We start from the raw sequence: 25,264 nt of genomic DNA on the forward strand, positions 1-25,264 counted from the left end.
TTATTCCTTTTTATGATCATCTTTAATAGCTTCATCTCTGTATTTACAACAATCGTGAACAGAGGCGTAAGCTTCATCAGGTGCTTTTAAACCCTCTGAATCATGTCCTGCATTAAGTACACTTTGTTGTATTGTTTTTAAATCTGTTTTACGCTCGTCATAAATCAATTTTAACTCATGGGTTTCCACACTCCAAATAGCACTTTTAACACCTTTGGTTTTAAAGCATGCTTTTTCTATTCTGGCTTTACACATTCCGCAAACACCATCTACATCTATGCTTTCTCTTTTGTTTTTGTCTTGGGCAAACGTCAATGATGACGTTACCATTAGTAGTAAAACTATTATTTTTTTCATTTTTTTATAAGTTTTTATTTTAGTTTATATCTTAATCCTGCGTAATACATACTTCCAAATATTGGTCCATACACAAAGTTTGTATCAAAACTTGAGCCAAATGGATTTTCTGCACTAACTATAGGATTACTTTGTCTAACATTTGTTATATTTTCTCCTCCTAAATATACTTCAAATTTTGGAGAAAATACTTTGGTTACTTGAGTATTAATTGTGCCTATTGTTGGAGAATAATCATCAAGTACATATGGTAAAGCGTTAGTTGCTGTTGATGCAAAACGTTGCTGACTTAACCAATTGTAGGTGACATCAAATTTCCAATTACTATTGTTTCTTATATTGGTTTCATAAGATGTATTAGCAAAAAAACGATGCTTTGGCGTTAATGGTTTTGCTAATTTACCTGTTTGATATTGCGTTTTCACATCATAAAACTTGTAAGCAGTTCTAAAATCAAAATGATTAAATACATTATAATTTAATTCTACTTGAAAACTATTTGCATAACTATCACCTTCTAAATTATAAAAATTAACTTGTTGTGCATTTTCTAAATCAATCACAATTTGGTTTTTAAAATCGGTACGATAAAAGTCAAACGTAACATCTGCTGCTCTGCCAAAAAGATTAAATCCTTGTAAGTAAGAGGCACCATAATTCCATGCAATTTCAGGATCTAATCCATAAATACTTCCGTTTGAATTTAAAATTGAAAATACTCTAGACGACGCAAATAAGTTTTGATTTTCAGCAAAAATATTTGCACTTCGTTTACCTCGTCCAATGGAAGCTCTAAAAGCAGATTTACTCCATGGAGAGTAACGCATATGAAGTCTAGGTGTTATAAATTCGCCTAACAAATTATGACTATCAAAACGCAGTCCAGCAGTCAGTGTAAATTTTTCTAAATTATCAAACGAATATTCTCCAAAAGCTCCAAAAGAACGCTCTACTCTTTCAAAGTTTTGACCAATAGCAAATTCGTCATAAGCATCGTAAGTAAAATTAACACCTGTTTTTATTTTATGTCTAGAGTCATCAATTATAGAGTTATACATAACATTTGTGTACACACTTGTATGTTCTATATCATATTGATTTAATCCAAAGTAAGAGTCTTGATCATGCTGACTAATTGCTAATTGCACACCAATACTTTGCCAAGGAATTTCTGGATTAACATAACCTAGTTTAGCAGACAACTCATAACGTTGAGTATTAATCTCGCTTCCCCAAGCATTTGTAGTTAATTTGTCAGTATCAGGATTAAAATCTAACTGACCACCTTGTTTATCATCATTTAAGTATTTAAGATTTATAAAACTTACAAAACCCTTTTCGGTATCAGTATATTGCCAACGGTTCATTACATTAACTTGACTATATACAGGCATATCTAAAAACCCATCATGATTAACATCATGTTTTTCTTGATGTGTGTTTCCGTGAAGGTATAAGCCTGTGCTCCATTTATCGTTTAAACTGGTATTAAAATGAGTATTAAGCTCTAAACGCGTACTACTTGCTCCATACAAATTTAAAAAAAACGAATTATCTGTAGTTGGCTTTACTAGCTCTGCATTAATCTGTCCTGCAATACTCTCAAAACCGTTAACTACACTACCTGCTCCTTTGGTAATTTGAATGCTTTCAACCCAAGTTCCTGGAATAAAGCTTAATCCAAATGCCTGAGAAGCACCTCTTACTGACGGAATATTTTCTGTTGCAATTAATATATAAGGACTTGATAACCCTAACATTTTTATTTGCCTTGTTCCTGTTACTGCATCGCTAAAATTAACATCAATTGACGGATTGGTTTCAAAACTTTCTGACAGATTACAGCAAGCTGCTTTTAAAAGTTCATCACTACTAACTAACATTGTATTTGTGGCTTTCAAATAGGATCTGGAAGTTGCTTTTTTTCTGGATTGTACAACAACTTCATCTAAATCTGTAGTTGGGTTTAAATAATGGTTAATAGTCTTGTTGCTTGTCACATCTATAGTGTCAGTTTTAAATCCGACATAACTAACTATAAGCTTTTTATAGTTTGAATTATATGGTATTTTAAATTGTCCATCTATATCTGTAGAAGTCCCAACACTAGTACCTAACCAAATCATGTTGGCACCAAATAAGGGTTGTGGATTGTTATCTGTTGAGGCTTCATAAATTACACCTGACAATTCAGATTGAGCAAAACTAGCTGTTGGCAAGAAGCAAAACATTAGTAAAAGCACAGCATAAATAGGTTTTAAAACCTGTTGTTTATTTGGTTGTAAAGCAGATTTAACATCTACTTTACCTGTATTACAGGACAGACCTGTAATAATATAAGTTTGTTTCATTTATATATTTTTAATAAAATTACTTTATATCTTTTCCGTTTTAGCGAAAACTAAACAAAGCATTTTATCAAATAATATACACGTCGTGAAGGACTTGATAATCCACAATTAAGGAAGGTGGATCGTAATTTTTATGAGGAATATTTAACTTTGGTAAAGTTTCAAATAAATGAAAATAAGACAACACCAAAGAAGTAATAAAAGATTGTGTTGTAAGGTCTAAATCATCAAACGAATTAACTTTTAATTGGTCTTGACCTTTAACGACATCAATTTCATTTTTACAACATGGTTTCATTACCACTACAGGCTCTTCATTTGCATGAGAAACATCTGTGTTACAACTTTTAGCTTTAGTAAATACTGCTGAATCTACTAAAAAGTCACCACAATAATGACGCTCTACGGTAAAAGACAATGTTGAAAACAACACCACCAAAGCCATAACAAAGGACAAACTTTTATGTAAAAATACTTTTATCACAATACAAAGATACAAAATTGATTAATTGATAGAGATGTAAAAAAAGCTTTAACATGATTTTAAATTCATACAATAATTTCGGCACAATTAATGTTTAGTTATATCTTTGACAATTAAATACTCATATTATGAAGTTTAAACTAACCTTATTATTACTACTAGCTGCTTTAACTTTTAGCTATGGACAGGACAACAGAGCGTTTAAAGCAGGTGAAAAACTTACGTTTTCAGCAGCTTACAACATGTCTGGAATTTTAACAGATGTAGCAGAAGTTAAGATGGAAACTAGTGAAATGAATACAAGCTCTTCTAAACTTTTACATTTAAAATGTACAGCAACCACATACAGTAGTTTTGATAGTTATTTTAAAATTAGAGATTTATATGAAAGCTATGTTAACCCAAGAACTATAACTCCATATTTATACAACCGAGAAATTAATGAAGGTGGTTATTACAAATTTGTAAAATATAAATACAACCATAAAACCAATCGCGTAAATAGTGTTATTAAAAAGAAAACAAAAAACACTGCTTCTGGATTTTGGGATAAAAAAGAAAATGTAAAAATAAATGGAGGAACAAAAGATATTGTTGCTACTATTTATAAAATTAGAACTTTAGACATTAAAAAAGCTCCAATTGGAGCATCAGACTCTTTTACTGTTTTATTTGATAATAAGCAGACTAAGTTTAGATTTAAATTATTAGCTAAAGAGACTATTAATACAGCTTTAGGTAAAAAAGAATGTTATAAATTAGCCATTAGTGCCTCAGGAACAGATGTTTTAAAAGGAAGCAACTCTAACCTGTTATGGTTAACTGCTGATGAGAATAAAATACCTGTTTTTGCTAAATTTAAAATTGCAGTAGGTAGTGGTGAGTTAAAAATTAAATCGGCAACTGGATTAAAAAACTAATCAAAACATGAGAAAACTAAGTATTATTTTAGGTTTAATTTTTGCTGTATTGGCAGTAATATTATCTGTTTTACCGTTATACAAACTAGCATTTATACCTGCTATTTTAGCTGCAATATTTGGTGTTGTAGCATTTTTGAAAGCTCGTAATCAAGATTTACCAACTCATGTCATTCAGGTCATTTTTCTATTAACTATAATTAGTTTAAGTCTTGCTACCTATAAAACCCTTTTTACTGTTGCAGAGGTTGGAGACACTAAAGAACTAGAACAAACAGAGGACAAAAGGAAAGAAGAAGCTAAAGAAGAATTAGAAGATATAATCATAACTGATTAAATCAATACATTCTAATATTATACTAAAAAGAGCCTGTTTTAAATTTTAAAATAGGCTCTTTTTTATTGATTTAGACTAAACTATAAAATGCAATTATAATTTGGTAAAAGCTTATAATTTCTTGTACTTTTACAAGTGTAACTGTAAAATATATTTTATTAAATGAAATCCATTTTTTCAATAGCTTCATTAAGCTTATTATTTATTGCCTGCGGAAGTTCTCAAAAAGGCAAAACCACAACAACCACTACGACTACAGATCCTAGTGTTTATGCAAAAACTATAACTCAGGCAGAATTAAAAACAGCATTATACCAATATGCTTCAGATGAGTTTGAAGGAAGAGAAACTGGAGCTGAAGGTCAAAAAAGCAGTTCAATTTTTAAAAGAACATTATATACAATATGGTATTCCTGCAGCAAAGTCTGACGGAAACTATTTTCAAGATGTACCTTTACAGTTACAATCAAAACCAGAGGTCTCGTTAACTGTTAATGATAAAAACCTAACAAGCCTTGAAGATTTTGTGTCTATTAATCCAATGGAGACTTCTACCTTAAAAGCTAATGAAATTGTTAATTTAGGTTACGGAATTGAGGATGATAAATTCAGCAATTATAAAAATGTAGACATTAAAGATAAAGTTGTCTTTTTTATTAATGGTGAGCCAAAGAATGACGATGGAACTTACGTTATTTCTGGTACTAAAGAAGATTCTAAATGGTCGAATTTTAGACAAGAATTTGCTTTAAAGCGCGACATAGCTATGAAAAAAGGTGCTAAAGCAGTATTATACTATAATCCAAAAGTATTTGCTATGGCTGCTTTACGCTACGGAACTTCAAGCGGAAGAATGAGCTTAGTCAGCAAGGATAAAAAAATGTTTTACTTTTTAGTTAATACCGAAACTGTAAAAGCTTTATTTAATAAGGACATCACTAGTTTTGACAAATCTTTTACTAATGAAACACAACCTGCTACGATAGCCTTAGATTATACAAACAAGTCTAAAGCGTTGTCTTCTGAAAATGTTGCTGCTATTATTAAAGGAAGCGAAAAGCCAAATGAATATGTTGTCATCTCGGCACATTTAGATCACGAAGGTGTTAAAGATGGAGAAGTATATAATGGAGCTGATGATGATGGCTCTGGTACTGTTGCTGTTTTAGAAATAGCTGAGGCTTTTGCCAAAGCAAAAAAAGAAGGTCATGGACCAAAACGATCGATTGTCTTTTTAAATGTAACAGGTGAAGAAAAAGGATTACTTGGAAGTAGACATTATACAGATAACGATCCTATTTTTCCTTTAGAAAACACTGTTGCTAACTTAAACATTGATATGATTGGACGTACAGATCCAAAACGTAAAACAGGAGATAGAAACTATATTTACTTAATTGGAAGTGATAAACTAAGTACAGATTTACATAATATATCTGAAGACGTTAATACTAAATACACAAACATTGAGTTGGACTATACGTTTAATGACGATAATGATCCTAACCGTTTTTACTACAGATCGGACCATTATAACTTTGCTAAAAACAATATTCCTGTAATTTTTTACTTTAACGGAACACACGATGATTATCACAGACCGAGTGATACACCAGATAAGATTGAATATGACTTATTAGAAAACAGAGCACGATTAGTGTTTTACACTGCTTGGGAAGTCGCTAATAGAGACGCGAGACTTGTAGTCGATAAAGCTGAGTAATAATTTAAAAAATCCTGTAATTAAAATTACGGGATTTTTTATGTCTTAATTCTAAATTTATATAAACAAAAAAAGCTTCTCTTTTCAGAGAAGCTTTTTACTTTTGGGTGGAAGACCGGGTTCGAACCGGCGACTTTCGGTACCACAAACCGACGCTCTAACCAGCTGAGCTACAACCACCATTTGTGCGCATTTAATAATGCGTGTGCAAAGGTAATTTATTTACTAGTTATTACAAATATTTTTTATAAAAAATTTTACTTTAAATCAAATAAACTTTCCACAGCAACGTAACGTTCTACATTATAGCCTTCTGCGAAATCAACATTTATGATTCTTCCTAGGTCCTGAGCTCTATATTTTACACTATCTGTAAAGTTTTTGCTAGAAATTGGTGTTTCAGGCTCTTTACTATCAGGATCAAAAAACTGAGTTTTGTAGGCTAATACACTTTTTAACTTAGTTTCCATATGATTTGAAACATCTACAACAAAATCTGGCTCTATAGTTTTCCATTGTATATAATGGTACACCTGTTTTGGTCTCCATTGTTTTTGTGGCTGACCAGCAATACTGGTTTCAATTTTAATTAAACCACTTAAAAAACAAGCATCACTAACTAACTTGCTACCTTTACCATGATCTATATGTCTATCGTCAATAGCGTTACATAAAACAATTTCAGGTTGATACTTACGTATCATTTTTATAATGTCTAACTGATGCTGTTTATCATTAACAAAAAAGCCATCAGCAAAACCTAAGTTTTCTCTGTAAGATACGCCTAAAATATTTTTAGCATCTTCAGCTTCAGCTTTACGTGTAAACTCTGTACCACGTGTTCCTAATTCTCCTTTAGTCAAATCTACAATTGCAACAGTTTTTCCGTTTGCAATTTCTTTAGCTATGGTACCTCCTGCTCCAAGCTCGACATCGTCTGGATGCGCACCAAATGCTAATATATCTACTTTCATTGTTATTATTTTTTATTCCAATTTTGTTTTTGTTCTTCATTTAAAAAAGTCCAAGCAACAATACGACTTTTCTTATTTCCAATATTCATTGCTATAGTCATTACTGATGTAGCTCCTAACTTTTTAAGAGATTGATTCATGGTTTTAATATTATCTTTATTAGAAACTAAACTAGTATACCAAAAGCTACTTGTTTTTTGTAATGAACTTTCATAAAGATAAGTATGTAAAAAAGCTTTTTCTCCTCCTTTATACCATAGCTCATGAGCTTGTCCTGCAAAGTTACGCACCATTTGGTCCGTTGGCTTCCCTAAACCTTTCAGCTTACTGGTTGTCGCTTTAATTGCATCAGCTTCATTTTTAAAAAAAGGTGGATTACACATCGTGACTGTGACCTTATCATTTTCATCTAATACATCTTGTAAAATATGTGTATCATCTGTTTGCTTTTTGAGCTTAATTTTATCTTGTAGGCTATTTTTTTCTATAATATTCTGAGCAGACTTTATGGCTTCATCATTACTGTCTACAGCAACAAAATTCCAATCATAGCTTGAAGTCCCTAATAAAGGATAAATGCAATTTGCACCTGTACCAATATCCATAATAGTGATGTCTTTATCCAATTGTGACCGTTGTAATAAGTCTGATATATGATGAATATAATCTACACGACCAGGTATTGGAGGACACAAAAAATGATCTGGAAAATCCCAAAAGCTTATACCGTAATGCGTATGTAATAATGCTGCATTTAAGGTTTTAACCGCTTTAGGATTTGCAAAATCAATGGTCTTTTTATTATTGGCATTTGTAAACACAAAAGATTCTAGTTTTGGGTGTACTGTTGCTAGTATTTCAAAATTGTAATCTTCAGAATGTTTATTTTTTTTATGCACAACTTTTGGTTTTATTGGATTGTTATTATCGCTTGATTAATATCTTGTTTTAAGTCTTTAGTTTCTTCTATTCCTAATGAAAATCTAATTAAACCGTCAGAAATCCCAACAGCTTCACGCTGCTCTGGTGTTAATAATGCATGAGAGGTTTGTGTTGGTGACAGTATTGTGCTTTCTACTCCTGCAAGACTTATTGATGGTTTTATTAATTGCAATTGTTTCATGAATTGATCAGAATCAATACTGTCTATCAATTCAAAAGATAACATAGCACCAAAGCTTTTCATTTGTGATTTAGCTAATTTATGTTCTGGATGACTTTTTAGCCCAGGATAATATACCGTTTTAACAAAGGATTGTTTGTCTAACCATTTTGCCATTTTTAAAGCATTTTTACTTTGTGCTTTAACACGTAATCCCATAGTTTTCATACTACGCTCCAACATCCAAACAGTAAAATCGCTTAAACTACCTCCATAATTTTTAGAAACATGCCAAATTTTTTCCATGTGTTCATGACTTCCTGCTACTGCACCTGCGCAAATATCTGAATGACCACCAAAATATTTAGTTGCCGAATGCATTATTAAGTCTATACCAAATTGTGCTGGATTTTGATTAACTGGACTTGCAAACGTATTATCAATACTAGTTACAATATTGTTTTGCTTCCCTAATTCTGCAATTGCTTTAATATCTGTAATAGTTAGTAACGGATTAGAAGGTGTTTCAATATGAATCAACTTTGTATTAGGTTGAATTACAGCTTCAAAATCCTCAACTTTATAACCGTCTGTAAAAGTAAATTCTATATTTAGCTTAGGAAATTCTTCTCTTATAAAATTTGCTGTTCCACCATATAATGTGTTTTGTACAACAATATGATCACCTGATTTTAAAAAGGCTAAAAACATATGACTAATTGCTGCCATACCTGAACCAAAAATCATTGCAGTTTCAGTAAACTCTAAAGCAGCTATTTTTTTAGCTAGATATTCTTGATTTGGTGTGTTAAAGTATCTTGGATACCTTTTTACGTCAACATCCATAAATTGATAAGATGAAGATAGATATATTGGTGAAATAGCACCTTTGAACTGATCATCAGGCACTTCTCCAACGTGAGTGCAAATAGTATTTAAACCTTGTTTTTTTGCTTTCATTTAATACATAATTTTAAAGCTGTAATTTACTAATTTAATAGCTGAATATTTAATTGTAAGCTACAATAATATAAATAACTTATTCAAATTTAACGACTTATTAACGCAATAGGTTTTATTTATTTTGTATACTATTGAGTATGATAGCACAAGATAAAACCACACACGAAGACATTTTACAACAATCTATTAACCATTTAGAGTTTTTAGGTTTTGAAAACATTAAAGCAGATTTAACTGGTTACGAGCAACCAAAAACCTTTATTAAAAAGGAAAACAATTTGGTTATGACACCAGATATTACCGCTTATAAACGAACCAAAAAATATTACTTTGAACTTGGACTAAAAAGTGAGAAGCCTAAATTATTAAAATCAAAATGGCGATTATTAGATGTTTTTACTAGAATGAAAGACCATAGATTTAAAATTATAAGTACTAAAGGACATTATAGTTTTGCTAACACTATAATTAAAGAGCTTAATCTTGATAAAACCTTAATTAAATTATAGTTTAATTACTATCTTCTTCTTTTGAAACTCCTTTTATAATTGCTTTAAGACGTTGCTTTCTGAGCGACTCTTCTTTTTTCTTTTTATTAATCTTTTTAGCCATTAACTTAGAGTGCTTTGCTTTATTTTTAGTGTTTTTTTGACCTTTTGGTTTTGGCATGACCTTATTTTTTAGATGCTTTTAGTAAAGAATTCTGCTCTTCCATTAACTCTGATAATCTTGACAGTAATTCTATATCCTTAGGCGTTTTAACGGTTTTATTTTTAACATCTTGAGACTTATCTCTTAATCTATTCATTGCCTTTACAACCAAAAATACAGTAAAACCTACGATTAAAAAATCTAAAAACACCTCAAATAACTCTCCATAATGCACTGCTACTTCCTGAGTAGTAATTGTACCCTCATTATTTGTGATAGCGTCCCTTAAGATTAAGCGTTTATTTTGAAAGTTTAAACCATCTGTCATTAAAGATAAAGGTGGTAAAAACACTTTTTTTACCATAACATCTATTACCTTATTAAAGGATGCACCTATAATAATACCAATAGCCATATCCATCATATTACCTTTTACAGCAAATTCTTTAAACTCTTTTAAAAACTTCATACTATATCATATTATTTATGTTTCAAAGTTAATAAAGATTACTAATCAAGTCATTTTTGAAGCAGCTAAAACTTTATGATTCTTACTTAACACAACCATTGCTTTATGTTTTGTCAGAAAATCACTCGATTATCTGTTTATATTGAATGTAAAGGACGAAATAATACACTTAAACTTATTTATATGTATTTAATCGAATATCAAACTTCTATTTGTTGTAAAAATTGCATTTCATCGAAAAAAATTGCAATTCATGGCTGTAATTCAAAATAAAATGTAACTTTACCGAAGAAATTAACCGTTTAACCGACAAATACGCTAGTTATGAAAAAATCTACTTTACTAATATTACTTTTAATCTGTAATAACATATTCGCTTTAAACTCTAATACCAATTCGAAAAACACTTATAATGCATCAAGCAGTGTTCAAATTTTAAGATTAGAATATACCTCTCCAAATGGAGCTGTTAGAGAGCTTGTATTAGGTTTTACATCAAATAACATTGCTACAGAAGGTGTTGATTATGGTTATGACGCCTCAGTTATTTTTCCACAATCCAATGATTTAAACTGGATTATTGAAGGTAACAGGTATGTAATACAAGGAGTTGGTAGTTTTGACAATAGCAAACAATATTTACTAGGAATGTATAACGAAACTTCTGGAACAGCACAAATAGCACTAACAAGCTTGCAAGGCTTTTCTAATGATATTGATGTTTACATACACGATGCTTTATTAAACACTTACACTAAAATAAACGACACTGCTTATACTGAAACTGTAGATGCTACAGATTATACAGATCGTTTTTACATTACCTTTAGCCAACCAGAAACAACAGATGAGAATAACGATAACATCTCGTCATTAGACCCAAAAAAGAAAAAGAAAGCTAAAGTTGGGTACCTAATTAACTCTGGGCAATTAAAAGTTACTGCTCCAGATAATGACACAATAAAAGAAATTAAAGTTTACAATTACAACGGTAACACATTACAAATGGCTAAAAATATAAATGCTAATCAAACATATTTAAATTTTGCTAGCGAAGAAAAAAACATAATACTACATATTACTACTGAAAAAGAAACCCTAATTAAACAAATTGTTCTGAACAAATAATTAGTTAATTACAACCTACATTTATAAGACTTGCTAGAGATAGCAAGTCTTTTTTTATAAAAAACCTGAGAGAATATCTTAGCAAAAAATAACTGCTTATAGCTCCATATTGAATACACGTAATAGACTTACTGTTAAGTATCAGATTCATCATAATAAGTATTACTATTAACAAGCTACTTATTAAAGCAAAAAAACTCACTAATCTTAGTGAGTTTTTTTCTACTATAAAGTTAATCCTTTTTATTTCTTATAAAACTTAGCGTACTTTCTGTATGAAAACACAGCTAATATTGCAATAATTACTAATGCAATTCCTATAAATTTAAAGCTTACAATTTGATCTCCACTTGCATAACTATGCAATCCTGACAAGTAAAAATTTACTCCAAAATAAGTCATTAATATACTTCCAAAAGTTATTACTGACATTAAATTAAAGAACCAACGTCCACGTAAACCTGGCACTAATCGCATGTGAATAACAAATGCATATAACATAATACTGATTAAAGCCCAAGTTTCTTTTGGATCCCAACCCCAATATCTTCCCCAACTTTCATTAGCCCATTGACCACCAAGGAAGTTTCCTATTGTTAACATGACCAAACCTACGGTTAAAGCCATCTCATTGATTATAGTTAATTCTTTTATATTTAAATCCATTTTAGCTTTATTGTTTTTGTTGGTCAACAAAATTAAAACCAAGGATACTATTCCTAATATCATTCCTAAAGTAAATGGACCATAACTTGCTACAATTACAGCTACATGTATCATTAACCAATAACTATTTAAAACCGGTTGAAGATTTGCAATTGCTGGATCCATCCAATTCCAGTGCGCTATCATTAAAATCATAGCTGTCACAAATGCTGTAGAGGCTAAAGTTAAGTCACTTTTGCGTCCAAAAGCTAAACCAAAAAACATTGTAGCCCAAGCCACATAAATCATAGACTCATAAGCATCACTCCAAGGTGCATGACCAGAAATGTACCAACGTGCAATCAATCCTAAAGTATGTACTACAAACAACCCTAAAATAATAAACTTGAAAACAACTACACTTTTGTTTAACCACTTATTGTTAGATTTAAAGATTTGCCATAATAACAATACAAACAATAACGTTCCTGCATACATATACCAACTAAATAGCTTTTTAAACACATCGTACTTGTTGTATAAGATTTCAGTATCAATCTTATCGTCGCTAAGCATGACGTTAGCTCCAACTTTTTTCTGCGAAACTTTAAAAGCATCTAACAACTTTTCAGCTTTAGTAAAATCACCTGTTTTTTTGGCTTCATTTAAAGTTAATAAATACCAATCAAAACCAGAACCTATAAAACTACCATAAGTAGTATCTTGTATTTTTTGGTTAAATCCTTCGTTTTTATATTCAAAAGGAGAAATCCATTTATTGTTTTCATCATCAGGAACAGGAAAAATCTTTAACGATCGACCTTCAATAGCATTACTTAAAAGGTTAATACGTTGGTTAGCCTCTATAAACTCTTTTTGTATTCCTGTTTGTGCTTTTACTGCAGAAGCTTCTTCTAAATACGAATCTAATTTATACTGAAAATTGTCATCAAAAAAGTCTAACATTGTTGCGTATTTCTGACTTTTATCCAATCCAATAATACCTCTAATAGAATCTGCTTTTTTTGGTGCTAAATAAATTATTGGCACGTTATACCAAAGCATTGGACTTTCTAGAATGCTTAAAAATACTTGATTAGAAGTTAAACCCTCATAACCTTCGTGCTTAGTAAGTTTTCTAACTAATTCTGATGCATACGTATCAATTGGCATCATACGACCATCTAAATCCTGTATTACTAAACATCCAAACTTTTCGGCATGTTTAATAGGAGCCACATTAGCCTTTAAAATAGAATCTATTTGAGCTTTTGTTGGCCTACTGTTTGGTGTAACAGCAACTGTCTCATGATTATGACCATCATCTTCGGTATGTTGCTCGTGTTGCGCAAAACCACTTAAACTAAAACACAATAAAAGTAATGTTGCTGCTTTTGCTTTTTTGTTTTTAATTTTCTCTAAACCGTTTTGTAAATCTCTAAATCTTGTATGGTTAGCAAATAAAATTGCCATCATACCAATATATAATAAAAAGTAACCTAAATAGGTCACCCAAGTTCCCCAATAATCATGATTTACAGACAGAATGGTTCCTTTTAAATCTTTATCAAAATCGGCTTGAAAAAAACGATAACCTCTATGATCTAATATATTATTCATATAAATATGAAAATCAAAATCACCTTGTTCTTTATCCAATACAGTTACTTTACTCTCGTAAGAAGAATAATTATTCTCTGTACCAGGAAACTTTTCGGCTATAAAATCATTTAACTTAACTTCAAAAGGTAATTCTAAAACTTTAGACCCATATTTTAAAGCTATATCTAAACCACCTACTTTAACTTGCTTAAAACGGTTGTTAGACCATTGACTACCTAATAATTTAATCTCTTTAGTTTCGCCATTAGCAGAGACATTTAATACCACTGCATTATCATCTTGTTTAAGGAAACTTGCTTTTTTAACAACATCAAACTTACCTTTAACTACAGGTTTTGGAAACACCAATTGCATGTCACCAATTACATATCTAGAACGTAACATTAAAGGCTGAATACTATCTTTAATTAATAAACCTGTATTCATGGTTGCCATTTGAAGATATTCACCTTCAAAAGGAGACTCAACCATCAACCCATTTTCTGTGGATGTAATATTTACTGCACCTTGAGTTGGTTTATCTAAAGCAATTAAAAGGTTATGTATATTTTCTACACTACCTTGTTTTAAGAAGTGATTATGTGGTCCATTACCTCTAGCTTCAACTATTTTTAAATAATTTTCACCAGCGTCATCCGGAACAACATCTTCCTCTGCTCCAAGAAAAAAATCTGTTAATTCAAAATTTACTGGAGTTCCATTGTAAGACGCGGTATAATCAAAACTATTAGTCATACGTCCAGAAAAATCTACTTCTTCTTCTACAGGTAAACGCTGTGGTACACCATCAATTTTATAATCTCCATCAATGTAAGCTGTGATATATGTTTTTTGAGACAAAAAGCCACTTTCAGTTTCACCTTCTCTGATAGCTATCATCCCTTCAAAACCAAAATAACGTGTAATTCCAGCACCTAAAATGATAAATATAAAAGCCAAATGCAGCAATAATGTAGCCCATTTTTCTTTTCGTAATAATCTAAATCTAAAAATATTACCAATAAAATTAACCATAAACAATACCATAATGGCTTCAAACCACCAAGCATTATAAATTAAGTTTCTGGTATAAGGTGTTGGAGAGGTATCCATGTTTCTGTCTAAAAGCGTTCCAGCTGCCATAGCAACAGCAAAAACAATAAATAAGACAGATGTCAATCTAGTAGAAAACAAGATTTTGGCAATTCTATTTTGCATAATAATAGGCCTTTTTTAGCTCGTGCAAAGATAATTGTTTTTGTTGGTTTTAATTCCTCAAAAACTTCCAAATCTTGTGTTAAAATTACGGTTAAGTCTTTTGCCTAGCTTCAAAAATCTTTAAGTACATAAAGGTTCCCATTTTTCTTGAGCGACGCTTGGCATTATCAGCAATTTCACCTTCAAAATATTGGTCAATAGTTTCGCACCATAAATTTAACCAAATACCAAAATGCATTTCGGTAATAGTGTGCTTCATCTTAGCGTCAACTTTTTCATGAGCTTCCAAAGGATTACCAATATATTTATGTGCTAATTTTTTACCAATAAATAAACTAGATTCCCAAAAGGTAGTTAAATGGTCCAAATGATTGTCCCAATCTGTAATAACTTCATTAAAAATAGGACCCAATACATTATCTGCTCTTACTTTTAAATAAAACTGATTTACTAAAAGCCTAACATCTTGACGGTTTGATATAGTTTTCCTATTCATAATAACAAAGATAAAGTTTTGCACTTCTAAATTTCTATTTTCTTAGTATTTTAGCGGTATGATTAAAATAGTTTTGCTTGGCGCAGGAAATGTTGCCACACACTTATATAAAGGCTTTAAAAAGGCTAATGATGTCAACGTTGTGCAATGGTATAACCGAAACTTAAAAAGTATTGAAACTTATAAAAATGAGGTTGAAATTACAGACAACGTAAACAACTTAATTGAAGCTGACGTATATATTATTGCTGTAAATGATGATGCTATACCAGAATTAAGTAGCGCACTACCCTTTGAAAACCGACTGGTTGTACATACCTCTGGTAGCGCAAGATTGTATGATATTGACCAAAAACTTTATAGAGGCGTTTTTTACCCATTACAAACCTTTAGTAAAGCTGTAGATTTAGATTTTACAACCGTACCAATTTGTATAGAAACCCTTAGAAAAAAAGATTTTAAATTACTGGAAACTCTAGGACAAAGCTTGGGTTGCGTCACCTATAAAGTAAATCCAAAACAAAGACCTGCTTTACATCTTGCTGCTGTTTTTGTTAATAATTTTACAAATCAAATTTACAGAATAGCGCATGAAATAACAGAAAAACAAGGTGCAGAATTTGACATTTTAAAACCCTTAATTACCGAAACTGCAAGAAAAGTCCAAGAAGTATCACCTTACATGGCACAAACAGGACCAGCAAAACGAAACGATAAAAAAACCATTAAAAGACATTTAAAGTTATTAGATAATCCAGAACATGAAGTGATTTACAAACTAATGACTGAATCTATAAAAAAACCCATGGACACTAAAAGCTACAAAGAATATTTACACCAAATTACAACCTTCATTTTTGATGTTGATGGTGTATTAACTAACGGAATGATCACAATTACTTCCACTGGTGAAATGATAAGACATATGAATGTTAAGGATGGTTATGCTATGAAACAAGCATTAAACCATGGTTTTAATGTTTGTATTATATCTGGTGGTACAAACGAAGGTGTACGTACTAGATTAAACCACTTAGGTATAAAAGACGTGTATTTAGGTGCACACCAAAAAGTAGTACAATTTGATGAGTATTTAAACAACAACCAAATTAAAGCCGAAAATGTATTGTACATGGGAGATGACATACCTGATCTACCTGTATTAAAGCAAGTTGGTTTATCTAGTTGTCCACAAGATGCAGTACCAGAGGTTAAACGTGTTTCAAAATACATATCTCATAAATTAGGAGGAGAAGGCTGTGTACGTGATGTCATAGAACAAGTACTAAAAGTACAAGGTAAATGGGATAGCGATTTTGACGCACAAACGTTTTAATAATTAATATAATTTTCAACTTGAAACTACTACAACTTATTAGGTTTAAAAATTTGTTACTAATAGCATTAGTACAAATCTTGATTAAGTATGCCTTATTCCCATCGCTAAGCATGTTTATTGACGGAACTTCGGTTTTTGTATCCACTACTCTAGACACTTTTCAGTTTATACTTTTAGTAATTTCAACACTTTGTATTGCATCAGGTGGTTATATTATTAATGATATTCTTGATGTTAATGCAGACTCCATAAATAAACCAGACCAACTTGTTATCGGCAAACACATTTCAGTAAACAAAGCCTACAATTATTATATGATATTTACGGTCATTGGTGTCGTTTTAGGGTTTTATTTATCTCATGCTGTGGGTCAAAGTAGCTTTTTCGCAATATTTGTTATCATAGCAGCCTTACTTTACATTTATGCTACTTTTTTACAGCAAATACTACTTGTTGGTAATATTGTTATTGGTTTAATGGTTGGTTTAAGCCTAATTATAGTTGGTGTTTTTGACTTACTGCCTGCAGTAACACCTCAAAACCAATACCTACAATCCTCAATGTTTGAGGTTCTTTTTGACTATTCTGTTTTTGCTTTTATTATGACATTAATCAGAGAAATTGTTAAGGACATACAAGACGTTGATGGCGATTATAAAGCCCAACTAAAAACCTTACCAATAGTATTAGGTATTAACAGAGCTTCAAAAATCGCATTTGTAATAACAATAATAGCTATAGGTATTTTAATTTACTATTTAGCTGCTTTTTTATACATGCAAGAAATAGTAGTTGTCTATTTTTTAATAACCGTCATAGCTCCTTTAGTTTACGTTGCAATCAAACTGTTTACTGCCGAGAAAAAAACAGAGTTTAAAAATATAAGCAAATGGCTTAAAGTAATCATGTTATTAGGTATACTATCAATGGTCATTCATCTTTTAAACAAGTAATTATGCTAAACCAAAAACTAAAAGACAGACATATAATATTAGCCTCAGGATCTCCAAGACGACAACAGTTTTTTAGAGATTTAGGCTTAGATTTTGAAGTCCGTTTAAAAGACACTAAAGAAGATTATCCTAAGCATTTATTACACTACCAAATTAGTGATTATATAGCCGAGCTTAAAGCTGTTCCGTTTATGGATCAACTTAAACCTCATGAAATATTAGTTACCAGTGACACCATTGTTTGGCACAAAAGTAAAGCTTTAGGCAAACCACAAAACAACGATGAAGCCTACGCAATGCTAGCCTCATTAAGTAATGATACTCACGAGGTCATTACCTCAGTAAGCATACACACTAAAAACTTTCAAAAAACCGTAAATGCAGTCACTAAAGTCACATTTAAAGAATTTACTGATGACGAAATCTGGCACTACGTAAATACCTATGCACCTTTGGATAAAGCTGGATCGTATGGTATCCAAGAATGGATTGGTCAAATTGGAGTTATTAGTATAGAAGGATCCTTTTTTAATGTTGTTGGTATGCCAACACACCTTGTTTATGAAACGTTAAATACCATTGCTGACCAATTTTAGAATTGTATTTTTATAATAAAATACATTATGAAAATCCTAAAATACGCTACAGTAACGATAATAGCTTTCATGTTTTTAAGCTGTAATAATCAGCCTAAAAGCACAATAAAAGATACAACTAAAACAACAGCAAAAGTGGAGAAAACGGATACTAAATCCATAAAAACACCTGCTTTTAAACCTAATAAACAATTTAATGATTATTGGTACCAAGGTCAAGCCGAAATCACCTCGTACCAATTAGACCAAGCTCGTTATGGCGAAATACGTGACGGAAAAGCAGTTTTGGTATTTGTTACCGAACCATTTCTAGAAGATCAACAAGTCAAAGCAGACCAAAACACTTCAAAAAACATCAATGTTTTAAAACTAAATGCCACAAAAAAATTCAACACAGGTATTTATCCTTACAGCATCATGCAAAGCACATTTTACCCAATAGCCAATAACCAACACGCTATAAAAGTCAGCGCATCAATGCAAGAATGGTGTGGACATGTGTACACGCAACTAAATAATCGCGAGCAATTTCAAATTAGCTCTCACTCCTACTTTCAAGGTGAAGCAGACCAAAATTTCAACTTAGACAAAGCCATTTTAGAAAATCAACTGTGGACACAATTACGTATCGACCCTAAAAGTTTACCAGTAGGTAACTTTAAAATCATACCAAGTTTAGAGTTTACTAGACTAACCCATAAACCCTTAAAATCTTATAACGCTTTCGCGGAAATAAAGTCAGGACAGTACACGCTAACTATAGCAGATTTAGACAAAAAGCTAGTCATCAACTTCAGTCCTAAATTTCCGTTTACTATCGAATCTTGGCAGGAAACCATCAACGGTTTAACTACAAAAGCAACAAAATTAAAAACCATAAAATCGGCCTATTGGAACAAAAAAAGCAATGCAGATTTAGAATTAAGACAAACACTTAAATTAGAATAAAAACCATATTAGCCTTCTTATTAAAGCGCTATATGTTTTTTAAAAATTTAGAATCCGAGATTTTAGCTTCAACTATATTGTTATTAATTTTTATAGTTACTCGTATGCTATTAAAAATTTCAATAAAAACAAGGAGGCTATAAAAACACAAGATAAAGACGCTCTAATCTAAGCTATTATAGAGGACATTAGAGCCTTTCAATTATTACTAAGACTTGATGATGGAGACTTAGTAACCTATCCAAACAATCTAATTCTGCAAAAAGCTGTAACTTTAGTGAAAAAAGATGCTATTGAACATTTTGGCGACATGCACTAGGTAAATATTATGGCTAAAAAAACAAAAAAAGCGTACTCAAAATTATAAAAAACACTTGGGACAAGTTCCAGGCGCATTAGTCTATACAGGTGCCAAAGACAATAAGCAATTACAACTTCATGCTTTTGATTATAATGAGCATGATTATAAAGAAGCCGATTTATCTTCTGTTGAAGAAGCATTTAGATTTAAAGATTCTGAAACCGTAACTTGGTTTAATCTAAACGGTTTAAACTTTATAAATCAAATCGAAAAAATTGGACAACATTACAATCTTCATCCTTTAATATTAGAGGATATCGTAAATACATCACAACGACCAAAAATAGACGAGTATAAAGACTACTTTTTTATAGTTTTAAAAATGATGTATTATGACGAATCTGAAAAAATAGTCTCAGAACAAGTTAGCATGGTCATGGGTAAAAATTACGTATTGACTTTTCAAGAAGCGGAAGGAGATGTCTTTAACGGTTTAAGAGAACGTATAAGACACAAAAAAGGTCGTATTCGTGATGAAGGATCCGACTATTTATTATATGCATTAATTGATGCTATTGTTGACCATTACTATGCAATTATCGAAACCATGGGTAACAAAATCGAAGATCTTGAAGACGATTTATTTACAGGTTTAACACAAGAAGAAATCTCTCAGCAAATACAAAACTTAAAACGAGAAATTTTAAAAATTAGACGTGCAATTTTTCCGCTTCGCGAAATAATAAATAGGCTAGAAAAAAGCGAAGGAACGTTAATAGAAGAAAAAACTACGCACTATTTTAGAGATGTTTACGACCATATTATTCAGGTTACAGAAAACATTGACATTTACCGAGAAATGATTTGGAGTTTAATGGACATGTACATGACGTCCATAAGTAATAAAATGAACGAAGTCATGAAAGTACTAACCATCATGGCTACTATCTTCATACCATTAACCTTTATTGCTGGTGTGTATGGTATGAATTTTAAAAACATACCTGAATTAGAAAACCCTAACGGTTATTACATTGTTTGGATTGTCATGATTGCTATTTTTATTAGTATGGTTGTTTATTTTAAACGTAAAAAGTGGCTGTGAGTTAACAAACATAATTTAAATTAATTTCATTACTAAACTTATAAACATTCTCACTTTTCACTTTTCACTTTTCACTTTTCACTTTGTGTTAATTATAGTTAAAGAAAACTAAAAAACCAATAATCACTACATGACTTGTTTATATTTGAAATAGTTTCAAATTTGAAAAATAAACCATGCAAAAATTATTGGCTTCGGTCTTACTACTACTATGTTTTTCGCTTACTACACAAGCACAACAACCCGAAAAACTTAACGCTTCAGAGATACATCAATCTGTTAAAAAACTAAACTTTTTGGGTTCTGTTTTATATTTAGCAGCACATCCTGATGACGAAAACACAAGATTAATTTCTTACATGGCAAACCATGTCAAAGCACGTACTGCCTACTTATCATTAACACGTGGTGATGGTGGACAAAACCTTATAGGTCCAGAAATTAGAGAATTATTAGGTGTAATACGAACACAAGAACTATTAGCTGCAAGACGCACAGATGGTGGAGAACAACGCTTTACAAGAGCCAATGACTTTGGATACTCTAAACATCCTGATGAAACCTTAGAGATCTGGAATAAAGACGAAGTTTTAAGTGATGTAGTTTTAGCTATTAGACAATTTAAACCAGATATAATTATCAATCGTTTTGACCACAGAAGTCCAGGTACGACACATGGTCATCACACAAGTTCGGCTATGTTAAGTGTAGAAGCTTTTGATCTGGCTAACGATAAAAATGCCTATCCAGAACAAGTTAAACAATACGGAACTTGGCAACCTCAACGCGAGTTTTTTAATACCTCATGGTGGTTTTATGGTAGCCAAGAAAAATTTGACCAAGCAGATAAAACTAATCTTTTAAGCTTTGACATTGGTGTTTATTATCCTGCTTTAGGCCTTTCAAACAACGAAATAGCAGCACTGGCTAGTAGCCAACATTTATGCCAAGGTTTTGGTCGTTTATCTCAAAGAGGAAGTCAAACTGAGTATATCGAGTTAATTAAAGGTGATTTACCAAAAGATAAAAACAATCTTTTTGATGGCATAAACACCACTTGGACAAGAGTTAAAGGTGGTGAAAAAATTGAAGCTATTTTAAAAACCATTGAAAACAATTTTAATTTTGAGAATCCTTCAGCACATCTAAGTCAGCTTTTAGAAGCTAGACAATTAATAGCTAACATAGATAGTCCACAATGGAAAACTCAAAAAATTAAAGAAATTGATAGAATTATTGAAGCTTGCGCTGGTTTATATCTAGAAGCATCTGCTAACACACCAAATGCTTCAACAGGACAAAGTATTGATATAAATATCGAAGCTTTAAACCGAAGTAACGCTACCGTTATTTTGGATAGTTATTCTATATTAAATCACGAAAAAAACACGACAAGTTATGGCAAACCTTTAAGTTACAATAATAGACAACAAATAAAGCAACCTATTACTATTTCATCAAAACTAGAAACAACCGCACCTTATTGGTTAAACAAAAAAGGAAGTTTAGGAATGTATACTGTTGAAGATGAAAATTTAATTGGTAAACCTGAAACACCTCGTGCTATAACGGTTGATTTCAATTTAAATATTAATGGTTTTCCTTTAACTATTACAAAAGACCTGATTTATCGTTATTCAAAACCGGATAAAGGTGAATTATACAGACCATTTGAAATCATTCCTGAAGCATCTGCTAAAATTGATCAAAAAGTCATCATTTTTGAAAATGACAAACAAAAAGAGGTGTCAGTTACAGTTAAAGCTGGTAAAAATAATTTAGAAGGTTTTGCAACACTTGCTTACCCAAATGGCTGGACTGTATATCCTGAAAAACAAAAAATATTAATTGCTAATAAAGGTCAAGAGCAAACCTTAGTTTTTACTGTTATTCCTCCTAAAAATCAAAATGAAGGCTTATTAAGCCCTATTGTCACTATAGGTGATAAAAATTATACTAGAGAGCTAGTAGAAATTGACTATGAGCACATTCCGTTTCAAACGGTATTACTACCAAGCGAAAGTAAAATTGTACGTTTAGACATTCAAAAAAGAGGAAATAACATCGCTTACATTGAAGGTGCTGGAGATGTGGTTCCTGAAAGTTTAAAGCAAATTGGTTATAATGTTATGGTTTTAAAACCTGAAGACATTACAGCAGAAAGACTTAGTGCTTTTGATGCTGTAGTCGTTGGTATTAGAGCTTATAATATTGTTGAAGCTTTAAAATTTAAACAAGACCTGCTATTTGATTTTGTTGAAAATGGAGGAAACATGATTGTGCAATACAATACAAATCGTCGTTTAAAAACAGACCAAATTGCACCTTACGACTTAAAATTATCTAGAGATCGTGTCACTGATGAAAACGCAGAGGTTACCTTATTAGCTCCAAAACATGAGATATTAAACTTTCCAAATACTATTACCACTAAAGATTTTGAAGGCTGGACACAAGAGCGTGGTTTGTATTTTCCAAATCAATGGGCTCCACAGTTTACGCCAATACTATCTATGCATGATAAAAACGAAACTGCAAAAACAGGAAGTTTACTTGTAGCAAAACATGGAAAAGGACATTATATCTATACAGGCTTAAGCTTTTTTAGAGAGTTTCCTGCAGGAGTTTCTGGTGCATATAGGTTATTTGCAAATATGCTAAGTATAGGTAAAGACAATATTAATAATGATAATGGATTAAAACACTAAACCATGCAAAAAGACCAACCAAAATACCAATGGAAACCATTATACACCTTACTGTTAGTCGCTAACCTTGCGTATGTTATCGCTTTTTACTTTATCACAAAACTGTTCTAAATTATGCAAACACTAGATTGGATTGTCTTAATCGGGACATTATTAACCATTGTTATATATGGTACGTATCAAACCAGAGGAAGTAAAAATGTACAAGATTATTTAAAAGGCGGAAGCAATAGCAAATGGTGGACTATTGGTCTATCTGTAATGGCTACCCAAGCCAGTGCTATCACCTTTTTAAGTACACCAGGTCAAGCATTTCATTCCGGAATGGGATTTGTACAATTCTATTTTGGACTACCAATTGCTATGATTGTAATTTGTATGGTTTTTATACCATTGTATCATAGACTAAAAGTGTACACTGCTTACGAGTTTTTAGAAAACAGATTTGACCGTAAAACACGTACCCTAACCGCTGTTTTATTTTTAATTCAGCGTGGACTTGCTGCAGGAATCACCATTTTTGCGCCTGCTATAATATTATCTGCTGTACTTGGCTGGAACCTTTTGTTATTAAACGTAATTATTGGTGTTTTGGTCATTATTTATACGGTTTCTGGTGGTACTAAAGCTGTTAATGTGACACAGAAGCATCAAATGGTGGTCATTTTTACAGGAATGGTCATTGCTTTCATTTTAATTTTAAATCAATTACCTGACGACATTACTTTTAGAAAAGCCTTAGACATTGCTGGAGCTAGTGGTAAGATGGAAGTCCTTGATTTTTCTTTCGATTTAAATAATAGATACACAGTTTGGAGTGGTTTAATTGGAGGGACGTTTTTAATGCTATCTTATTTTGGTACAGATCAAAGTCAGGTCCAACGTTATTTATCTGGTAAATCTGTAAAAGAAATGCGCTTAGGATTAATTTTTAACGGATTACTTAAAGTCCCAATGCAGTTTTTTATTCTTCTAGTTGGTGTCATGGTTTTTGTGTTTTATCAATTTAATGAAGCCCCTTTAAATTTTAATCCAACTGCTACAGATTTAGTATTAAATAGTAAATATGCTGAGGATTATAAAAGTTTGGAAGCTGAACAAAGTAAAATTTTCAAGGATAAACAAACCATTATCAGTGCGTTTACAAACAACGAAACTCCTAATGCTGCAAAATATATTTCTATTGCAAATGAAGCTAACGATGATATCCGTAACGAAGCTAAAGCGTTAATTGAAAAAGCTGGTGAAGCAAAAGGTTTAAAAGTAGAAAGCAACGATAAGGATTATGTTTTTATTCATTTTATACTTAATAATTTACCAAAAGGATTAATTGGATTGTTATTGGCTGTTATTTTAAGTGCAGCTATGTCAAGTACAGCTTCAGAGCTTAATGCACTAGCTAGTACTACAACTATTGATTTATACAAAAACAGAGTAGGATCTAAAACAGACGAAGAAATGGTGAAAGCCTCTAGAGGATTTACATTACTTTGGGGTATTTTGGCTATTGGTGTGGCTTGTGTTGCAAATCTAGCCGAAAACTTAATTCAGTTAGTAAATATTATTGGATCTATATTTTATGGTAACGTACTTGGTATTTTCTTATTAGCCTTTTTCTTTAAACATATCAAAGCTAATGCTGTTTTTGTAGCTGCTTTAATTACGCAAGTATTAGTCATTGGATTATTCTTTTTAGATGAATTTGAGGTTATAAACCTTCCTTTTTTATGGCTAAACTTTGTCGGTTGTGTCATCGTTATGCTTATTGCTTTTGCCTTTCAAGCATTATTTAAAAATACAGATTTAGAATTTTAAAAAAACTTTATACTAAAGTTGAAAACAAAAAAAACAACCATTAATAATGGTTGTTTTTTTGTTCTTTTAAATGAATAAT

At 31.4% G+C, this 25,264-nt stretch carries 23 protein-coding genes, 1 tRNA gene and 1 pseudogene; 14 read left to right on the plus strand and 11 right to left on the minus strand.

Going from position 1 to position 25,264, the window contains the following annotated elements; genetic code table 11:
- The 3 genes from AC0L4B_RS15805 to AC0L4B_RS15815 form a co-directional block, all read right to left on the minus strand.
- Window positions 1-357 (minus strand): heavy-metal-associated domain-containing protein, encoded by a 357-nt coding sequence (locus AC0L4B_RS15805; protein ID WP_473437756.1) that lies wholly within the window; start codon window positions 355-357, stop codon window positions 1-3.
- 14 nt (window positions 358-371) lie between these two features.
- Window positions 372-2,588 (minus strand): TonB-dependent receptor, encoded by a 2,217-nt coding sequence (locus AC0L4B_RS15810; RefSeq protein ID WP_473439458.1) that lies wholly within the window; start codon window positions 2,586-2,588, stop codon window positions 372-374.
- Between the two features lie 187 nt (window positions 2,589-2,775).
- On the minus strand, window positions 2,776-3,192 hold the full coding sequence (locus tag AC0L4B_RS15815; protein WP_473437757.1) for an HYC_CC_PP family protein: 417 nt from the start codon (window positions 3,190-3,192) through the stop codon (window positions 2,776-2,778).
- Window positions 3,193-3,320: 128 nt separating this feature from the next.
- On the opposite strand from AC0L4B_RS15815, the gene AC0L4B_RS15820 reads away from it, so the two are divergent.
- From AC0L4B_RS15820 to AC0L4B_RS15835, 4 genes are all read left to right on the plus strand, one after another.
- Window positions 3,321-4,112 (plus strand): DUF3108 domain-containing protein, encoded by a 792-nt coding sequence (locus AC0L4B_RS15820; protein ID WP_473437758.1) that lies wholly within the window; start codon window positions 3,321-3,323, stop codon window positions 4,110-4,112.
- A gap of 7 nt (window positions 4,113-4,119) precedes the next feature.
- A complete protein-coding gene (locus AC0L4B_RS15825; protein ID WP_473437759.1) occupies window positions 4,120-4,449 on the plus strand; it encodes an FUSC family protein in 330 nt (109 codons plus the stop codon).
- Between the two features lie 162 nt (window positions 4,450-4,611).
- Entirely contained in the window at window positions 4,612-4,878 is a 267-nt protein-coding gene (locus AC0L4B_RS15830) for a hypothetical protein (protein ID WP_473437760.1), read from the plus strand.
- Complete coding sequence (locus AC0L4B_RS15835; protein WP_473437761.1) at window positions 4,778-6,172, plus strand: M28 family peptidase; 1,395 nt, start codon at window positions 4,778-4,780, stop codon at window positions 6,170-6,172. Before AC0L4B_RS15830 ends, AC0L4B_RS15835 begins: the two co-directional genes overlap by 101 nt.
- Before the next feature lie 105 nt (window positions 6,173-6,277).
- On the opposite strand, the gene AC0L4B_RS15840 is transcribed toward AC0L4B_RS15835, so the two are convergent.
- The 4 genes from AC0L4B_RS15840 to AC0L4B_RS15855 form a co-directional block, all read right to left on the minus strand.
- A tRNA-His gene (locus AC0L4B_RS15840) sits at window positions 6,278-6,353 on the minus strand.
- Window positions 6,354-6,429: 76 nt separating this feature from the next.
- The gene (gene bshB1, locus AC0L4B_RS15845; protein WP_473437762.1) at window positions 6,430-7,146 is read right to left on the minus strand and encodes a bacillithiol biosynthesis deacetylase BshB1; all 717 of its coding nucleotides are present in this window, start codon (window positions 7,144-7,146) and stop codon (window positions 6,430-6,432) included.
- A gap of 5 nt (window positions 7,147-7,151) precedes the next feature.
- Complete coding sequence (rlmF, locus tag AC0L4B_RS15850; RefSeq protein ID WP_473437763.1) at window positions 7,152-8,045, minus strand: 23S rRNA (adenine(1618)-N(6))-methyltransferase RlmF; 894 nt, start codon at window positions 8,043-8,045, stop codon at window positions 7,152-7,154.
- Between the two features lie 11 nt (window positions 8,046-8,056).
- Window positions 8,057-9,208 (minus strand): trans-sulfuration enzyme family protein, encoded by a 1,152-nt coding sequence (locus AC0L4B_RS15855; RefSeq protein WP_473437764.1) that lies wholly within the window; start codon window positions 9,206-9,208, stop codon window positions 8,057-8,059.
- Between the two features lie 140 nt (window positions 9,209-9,348).
- On the opposite strand from AC0L4B_RS15855, the gene AC0L4B_RS15860 reads away from it, so the two are divergent.
- Entirely contained in the window at window positions 9,349-9,720 is a 372-nt protein-coding gene (locus AC0L4B_RS15860; RefSeq protein ID WP_028291201.1) for a hypothetical protein, read from the plus strand.
- 1 nt (window position 9,721) lies between these two features.
- Here the strand turns inward: AC0L4B_RS15860 and AC0L4B_RS15865 are convergent, their stop codons facing one another.
- Both AC0L4B_RS15865 and mscL read right to left on the minus strand, forming a co-directional pair.
- Entirely contained in the window at window positions 9,722-9,880 is a 159-nt protein-coding gene (locus AC0L4B_RS15865; protein ID WP_473437765.1) for a hypothetical protein, read from the minus strand.
- Between the two features lie 4 nt (window positions 9,881-9,884).
- Entirely contained in the window at window positions 9,885-10,331 is a 447-nt protein-coding gene (mscL, locus tag AC0L4B_RS15870) for a large conductance mechanosensitive channel protein MscL (RefSeq protein WP_473437766.1), read from the minus strand.
- Window positions 10,332-10,655: 324 nt separating this feature from the next.
- On the opposite strand from mscL, the gene AC0L4B_RS15875 reads away from it, so the two are divergent.
- On the plus strand, window positions 10,656-11,459 hold the full coding sequence (locus AC0L4B_RS15875; RefSeq protein WP_473437767.1) for a hypothetical protein: 804 nt from the start codon (window positions 10,656-10,658) through the stop codon (window positions 11,457-11,459).
- A 243-nt stretch (window positions 11,460-11,702) separates the two neighbouring features.
- Here AC0L4B_RS15875 and AC0L4B_RS15880 read toward each other — a convergent pair whose 3' ends face one another.
- Together AC0L4B_RS15880 and AC0L4B_RS15885 are read right to left on the minus strand one after the other, a co-directional pair.
- On the minus strand, window positions 11,703-14,924 hold the full coding sequence (locus AC0L4B_RS15880) for a cytochrome c biogenesis protein (protein WP_473437768.1): 3,222 nt from the start codon (window positions 14,922-14,924) through the stop codon (window positions 11,703-11,705).
- A 91-nt stretch (window positions 14,925-15,015) separates the two neighbouring features.
- Complete coding sequence (locus AC0L4B_RS15885; RefSeq protein ID WP_473437769.1) at window positions 15,016-15,420, minus strand: group III truncated hemoglobin; 405 nt, start codon at window positions 15,418-15,420, stop codon at window positions 15,016-15,018.
- A 58-nt stretch (window positions 15,421-15,478) separates the two neighbouring features.
- Between AC0L4B_RS15885 and AC0L4B_RS15890 the strand changes: the two are divergent.
- From AC0L4B_RS15890 to AC0L4B_RS15925, 8 genes and pseudogenes are all read left to right on the plus strand, one after another.
- Window positions 15,479-16,204: pseudogene (locus AC0L4B_RS15890) on the plus strand (Rossmann-like and DUF2520 domain-containing protein); the annotation flags it as partial.
- 21 nt (window positions 16,205-16,225) lie between these two features.
- The gene (locus AC0L4B_RS15895) at window positions 16,226-16,756 is read left to right on the plus strand and encodes a KdsC family phosphatase (protein WP_473439459.1); all 531 of its coding nucleotides are present in this window, start codon (window positions 16,226-16,228) and stop codon (window positions 16,754-16,756) included.
- A 20-nt stretch (window positions 16,757-16,776) separates the two neighbouring features.
- The gene (locus AC0L4B_RS15900; protein ID WP_473437770.1) at window positions 16,777-17,712 is read left to right on the plus strand and encodes a geranylgeranylglycerol-phosphate geranylgeranyltransferase; all 936 of its coding nucleotides are present in this window, start codon (window positions 16,777-16,779) and stop codon (window positions 17,710-17,712) included.
- Between the two features lie 2 nt (window positions 17,713-17,714).
- The gene (locus AC0L4B_RS15905; protein ID WP_473437771.1) at window positions 17,715-18,308 is read left to right on the plus strand and encodes a Maf family nucleotide pyrophosphatase; all 594 of its coding nucleotides are present in this window, start codon (window positions 17,715-17,717) and stop codon (window positions 18,306-18,308) included.
- A 27-nt stretch (window positions 18,309-18,335) separates the two neighbouring features.
- Entirely contained in the window at window positions 18,336-19,256 is a 921-nt protein-coding gene (locus AC0L4B_RS15910) for a septum formation inhibitor Maf (RefSeq protein WP_473437772.1), read from the plus strand.
- Between the two features lie 374 nt (window positions 19,257-19,630).
- Window positions 19,631-20,662: a magnesium/cobalt transporter CorA gene (gene corA, locus AC0L4B_RS15915; RefSeq protein ID WP_473437773.1), complete on the plus strand. Its 1,032-nt coding sequence runs from the start codon at window positions 19,631-19,633 to the stop codon at window positions 20,660-20,662.
- 176 nt (window positions 20,663-20,838) lie between these two features.
- On the plus strand, window positions 20,839-23,370 hold the full coding sequence (locus AC0L4B_RS15920) for a PIG-L family deacetylase (protein ID WP_473437774.1): 2,532 nt from the start codon (window positions 20,839-20,841) through the stop codon (window positions 23,368-23,370).
- 114 nt (window positions 23,371-23,484) lie between these two features.
- Window positions 23,485-25,185, plus strand: coding sequence for a sodium:solute symporter family protein (locus AC0L4B_RS15925; protein WP_054851425.1), 1,701 nt, complete (start codon window positions 23,485-23,487; stop codon window positions 25,183-25,185).
- Window positions 25,186-25,264: the final 79 nt, after the last annotated feature.

This window comes from Olleya sp. NP1-10 (assembly GCF_055804415.1).

What these genes read in the sequence shown, in the direction of transcription:
- AC0L4B_RS15810 (WP_473439458.1), bottom strand. Translation starts at nt 2,588, where the DNA reads ATGTTTTGCTTCTTGCCAACAGCTAGTTTTGCTCAATCTGAATTGTCA.
- AC0L4B_RS15860 (WP_028291201.1), top strand. Translation starts at nt 9,349, where the DNA reads ATGATAGCACAAGATAAAACCACACACGAAGACATTTTACAACAATCT.
- AC0L4B_RS15910 (WP_473437772.1), top strand. Translation starts at nt 18,336, where the DNA reads ATGAAAATCCTAAAATACGCTACAGTAACGATAATAGCTTTCATGTTT.
- AC0L4B_RS15885 (WP_473437769.1), bottom strand. Translation starts at nt 15,420, where the DNA reads ATGAATAGGAAAACTATATCAAACCGTCAAGATGTTAGGCTTTTAGTA.
- AC0L4B_RS15875 (WP_473437767.1), top strand. Translation starts at nt 10,656, where the DNA reads ATGAAAAAATCTACTTTACTAATATTACTTTTAATCTGTAATAACATA.
- AC0L4B_RS15865 (WP_473437765.1), bottom strand. Translation starts at nt 9,880, where the DNA reads ATGCCAAAACCAAAAGGTCAAAAAAACACTAAAAATAAAGCAAAGCAC.
- AC0L4B_RS15920 (WP_473437774.1), top strand. Translation starts at nt 20,839, where the DNA reads ATGCAAAAATTATTGGCTTCGGTCTTACTACTACTATGTTTTTCGCTT.
- AC0L4B_RS15925 (WP_054851425.1), top strand. Translation starts at nt 23,485, where the DNA reads ATGCAAACACTAGATTGGATTGTCTTAATCGGGACATTATTAACCATT.
- AC0L4B_RS15825 (WP_473437759.1), top strand. Translation starts at nt 4,120, where the DNA reads ATGAGAAAACTAAGTATTATTTTAGGTTTAATTTTTGCTGTATTGGCA.
- AC0L4B_RS15855 (WP_473437764.1), bottom strand. Translation starts at nt 9,208, where the DNA reads ATGAAAGCAAAAAAACAAGGTTTAAATACTATTTGCACTCACGTTGGA.
- mscL (WP_473437766.1), bottom strand. Translation starts at nt 10,331, where the DNA reads ATGAAGTTTTTAAAAGAGTTTAAAGAATTTGCTGTAAAAGGTAATATG.
- AC0L4B_RS15820 (WP_473437758.1), top strand. Translation starts at nt 3,321, where the DNA reads ATGAAGTTTAAACTAACCTTATTATTACTACTAGCTGCTTTAACTTTT.
- bshB1 (WP_473437762.1), bottom strand. Translation starts at nt 7,146, where the DNA reads ATGAAAGTAGATATATTAGCATTTGGTGCGCATCCAGACGATGTCGAG.
- AC0L4B_RS15830 (WP_473437760.1), top strand. Translation starts at nt 4,612, where the DNA reads ATGAAATCCATTTTTTCAATAGCTTCATTAAGCTTATTATTTATTGCC.
- AC0L4B_RS15880 (WP_473437768.1), bottom strand. Translation starts at nt 14,924, where the DNA reads ATGCAAAATAGAATTGCCAAAATCTTGTTTTCTACTAGATTGACATCT.
- AC0L4B_RS15805 (WP_473437756.1), bottom strand. Translation starts at nt 357, where the DNA reads ATGAAAAAAATAATAGTTTTACTACTAATGGTAACGTCATCATTGACG.
- AC0L4B_RS15905 (WP_473437771.1), top strand. Translation starts at nt 17,715, where the DNA reads ATGCTAAACCAAAAACTAAAAGACAGACATATAATATTAGCCTCAGGA.
- AC0L4B_RS15895 (WP_473439459.1), top strand. Translation starts at nt 16,226, where the DNA reads ATGGACACTAAAAGCTACAAAGAATATTTACACCAAATTACAACCTTC.
- AC0L4B_RS15835 (WP_473437761.1), top strand. Translation starts at nt 4,778, where the DNA reads ATGAGTTTGAAGGAAGAGAAACTGGAGCTGAAGGTCAAAAAAGCAGTT.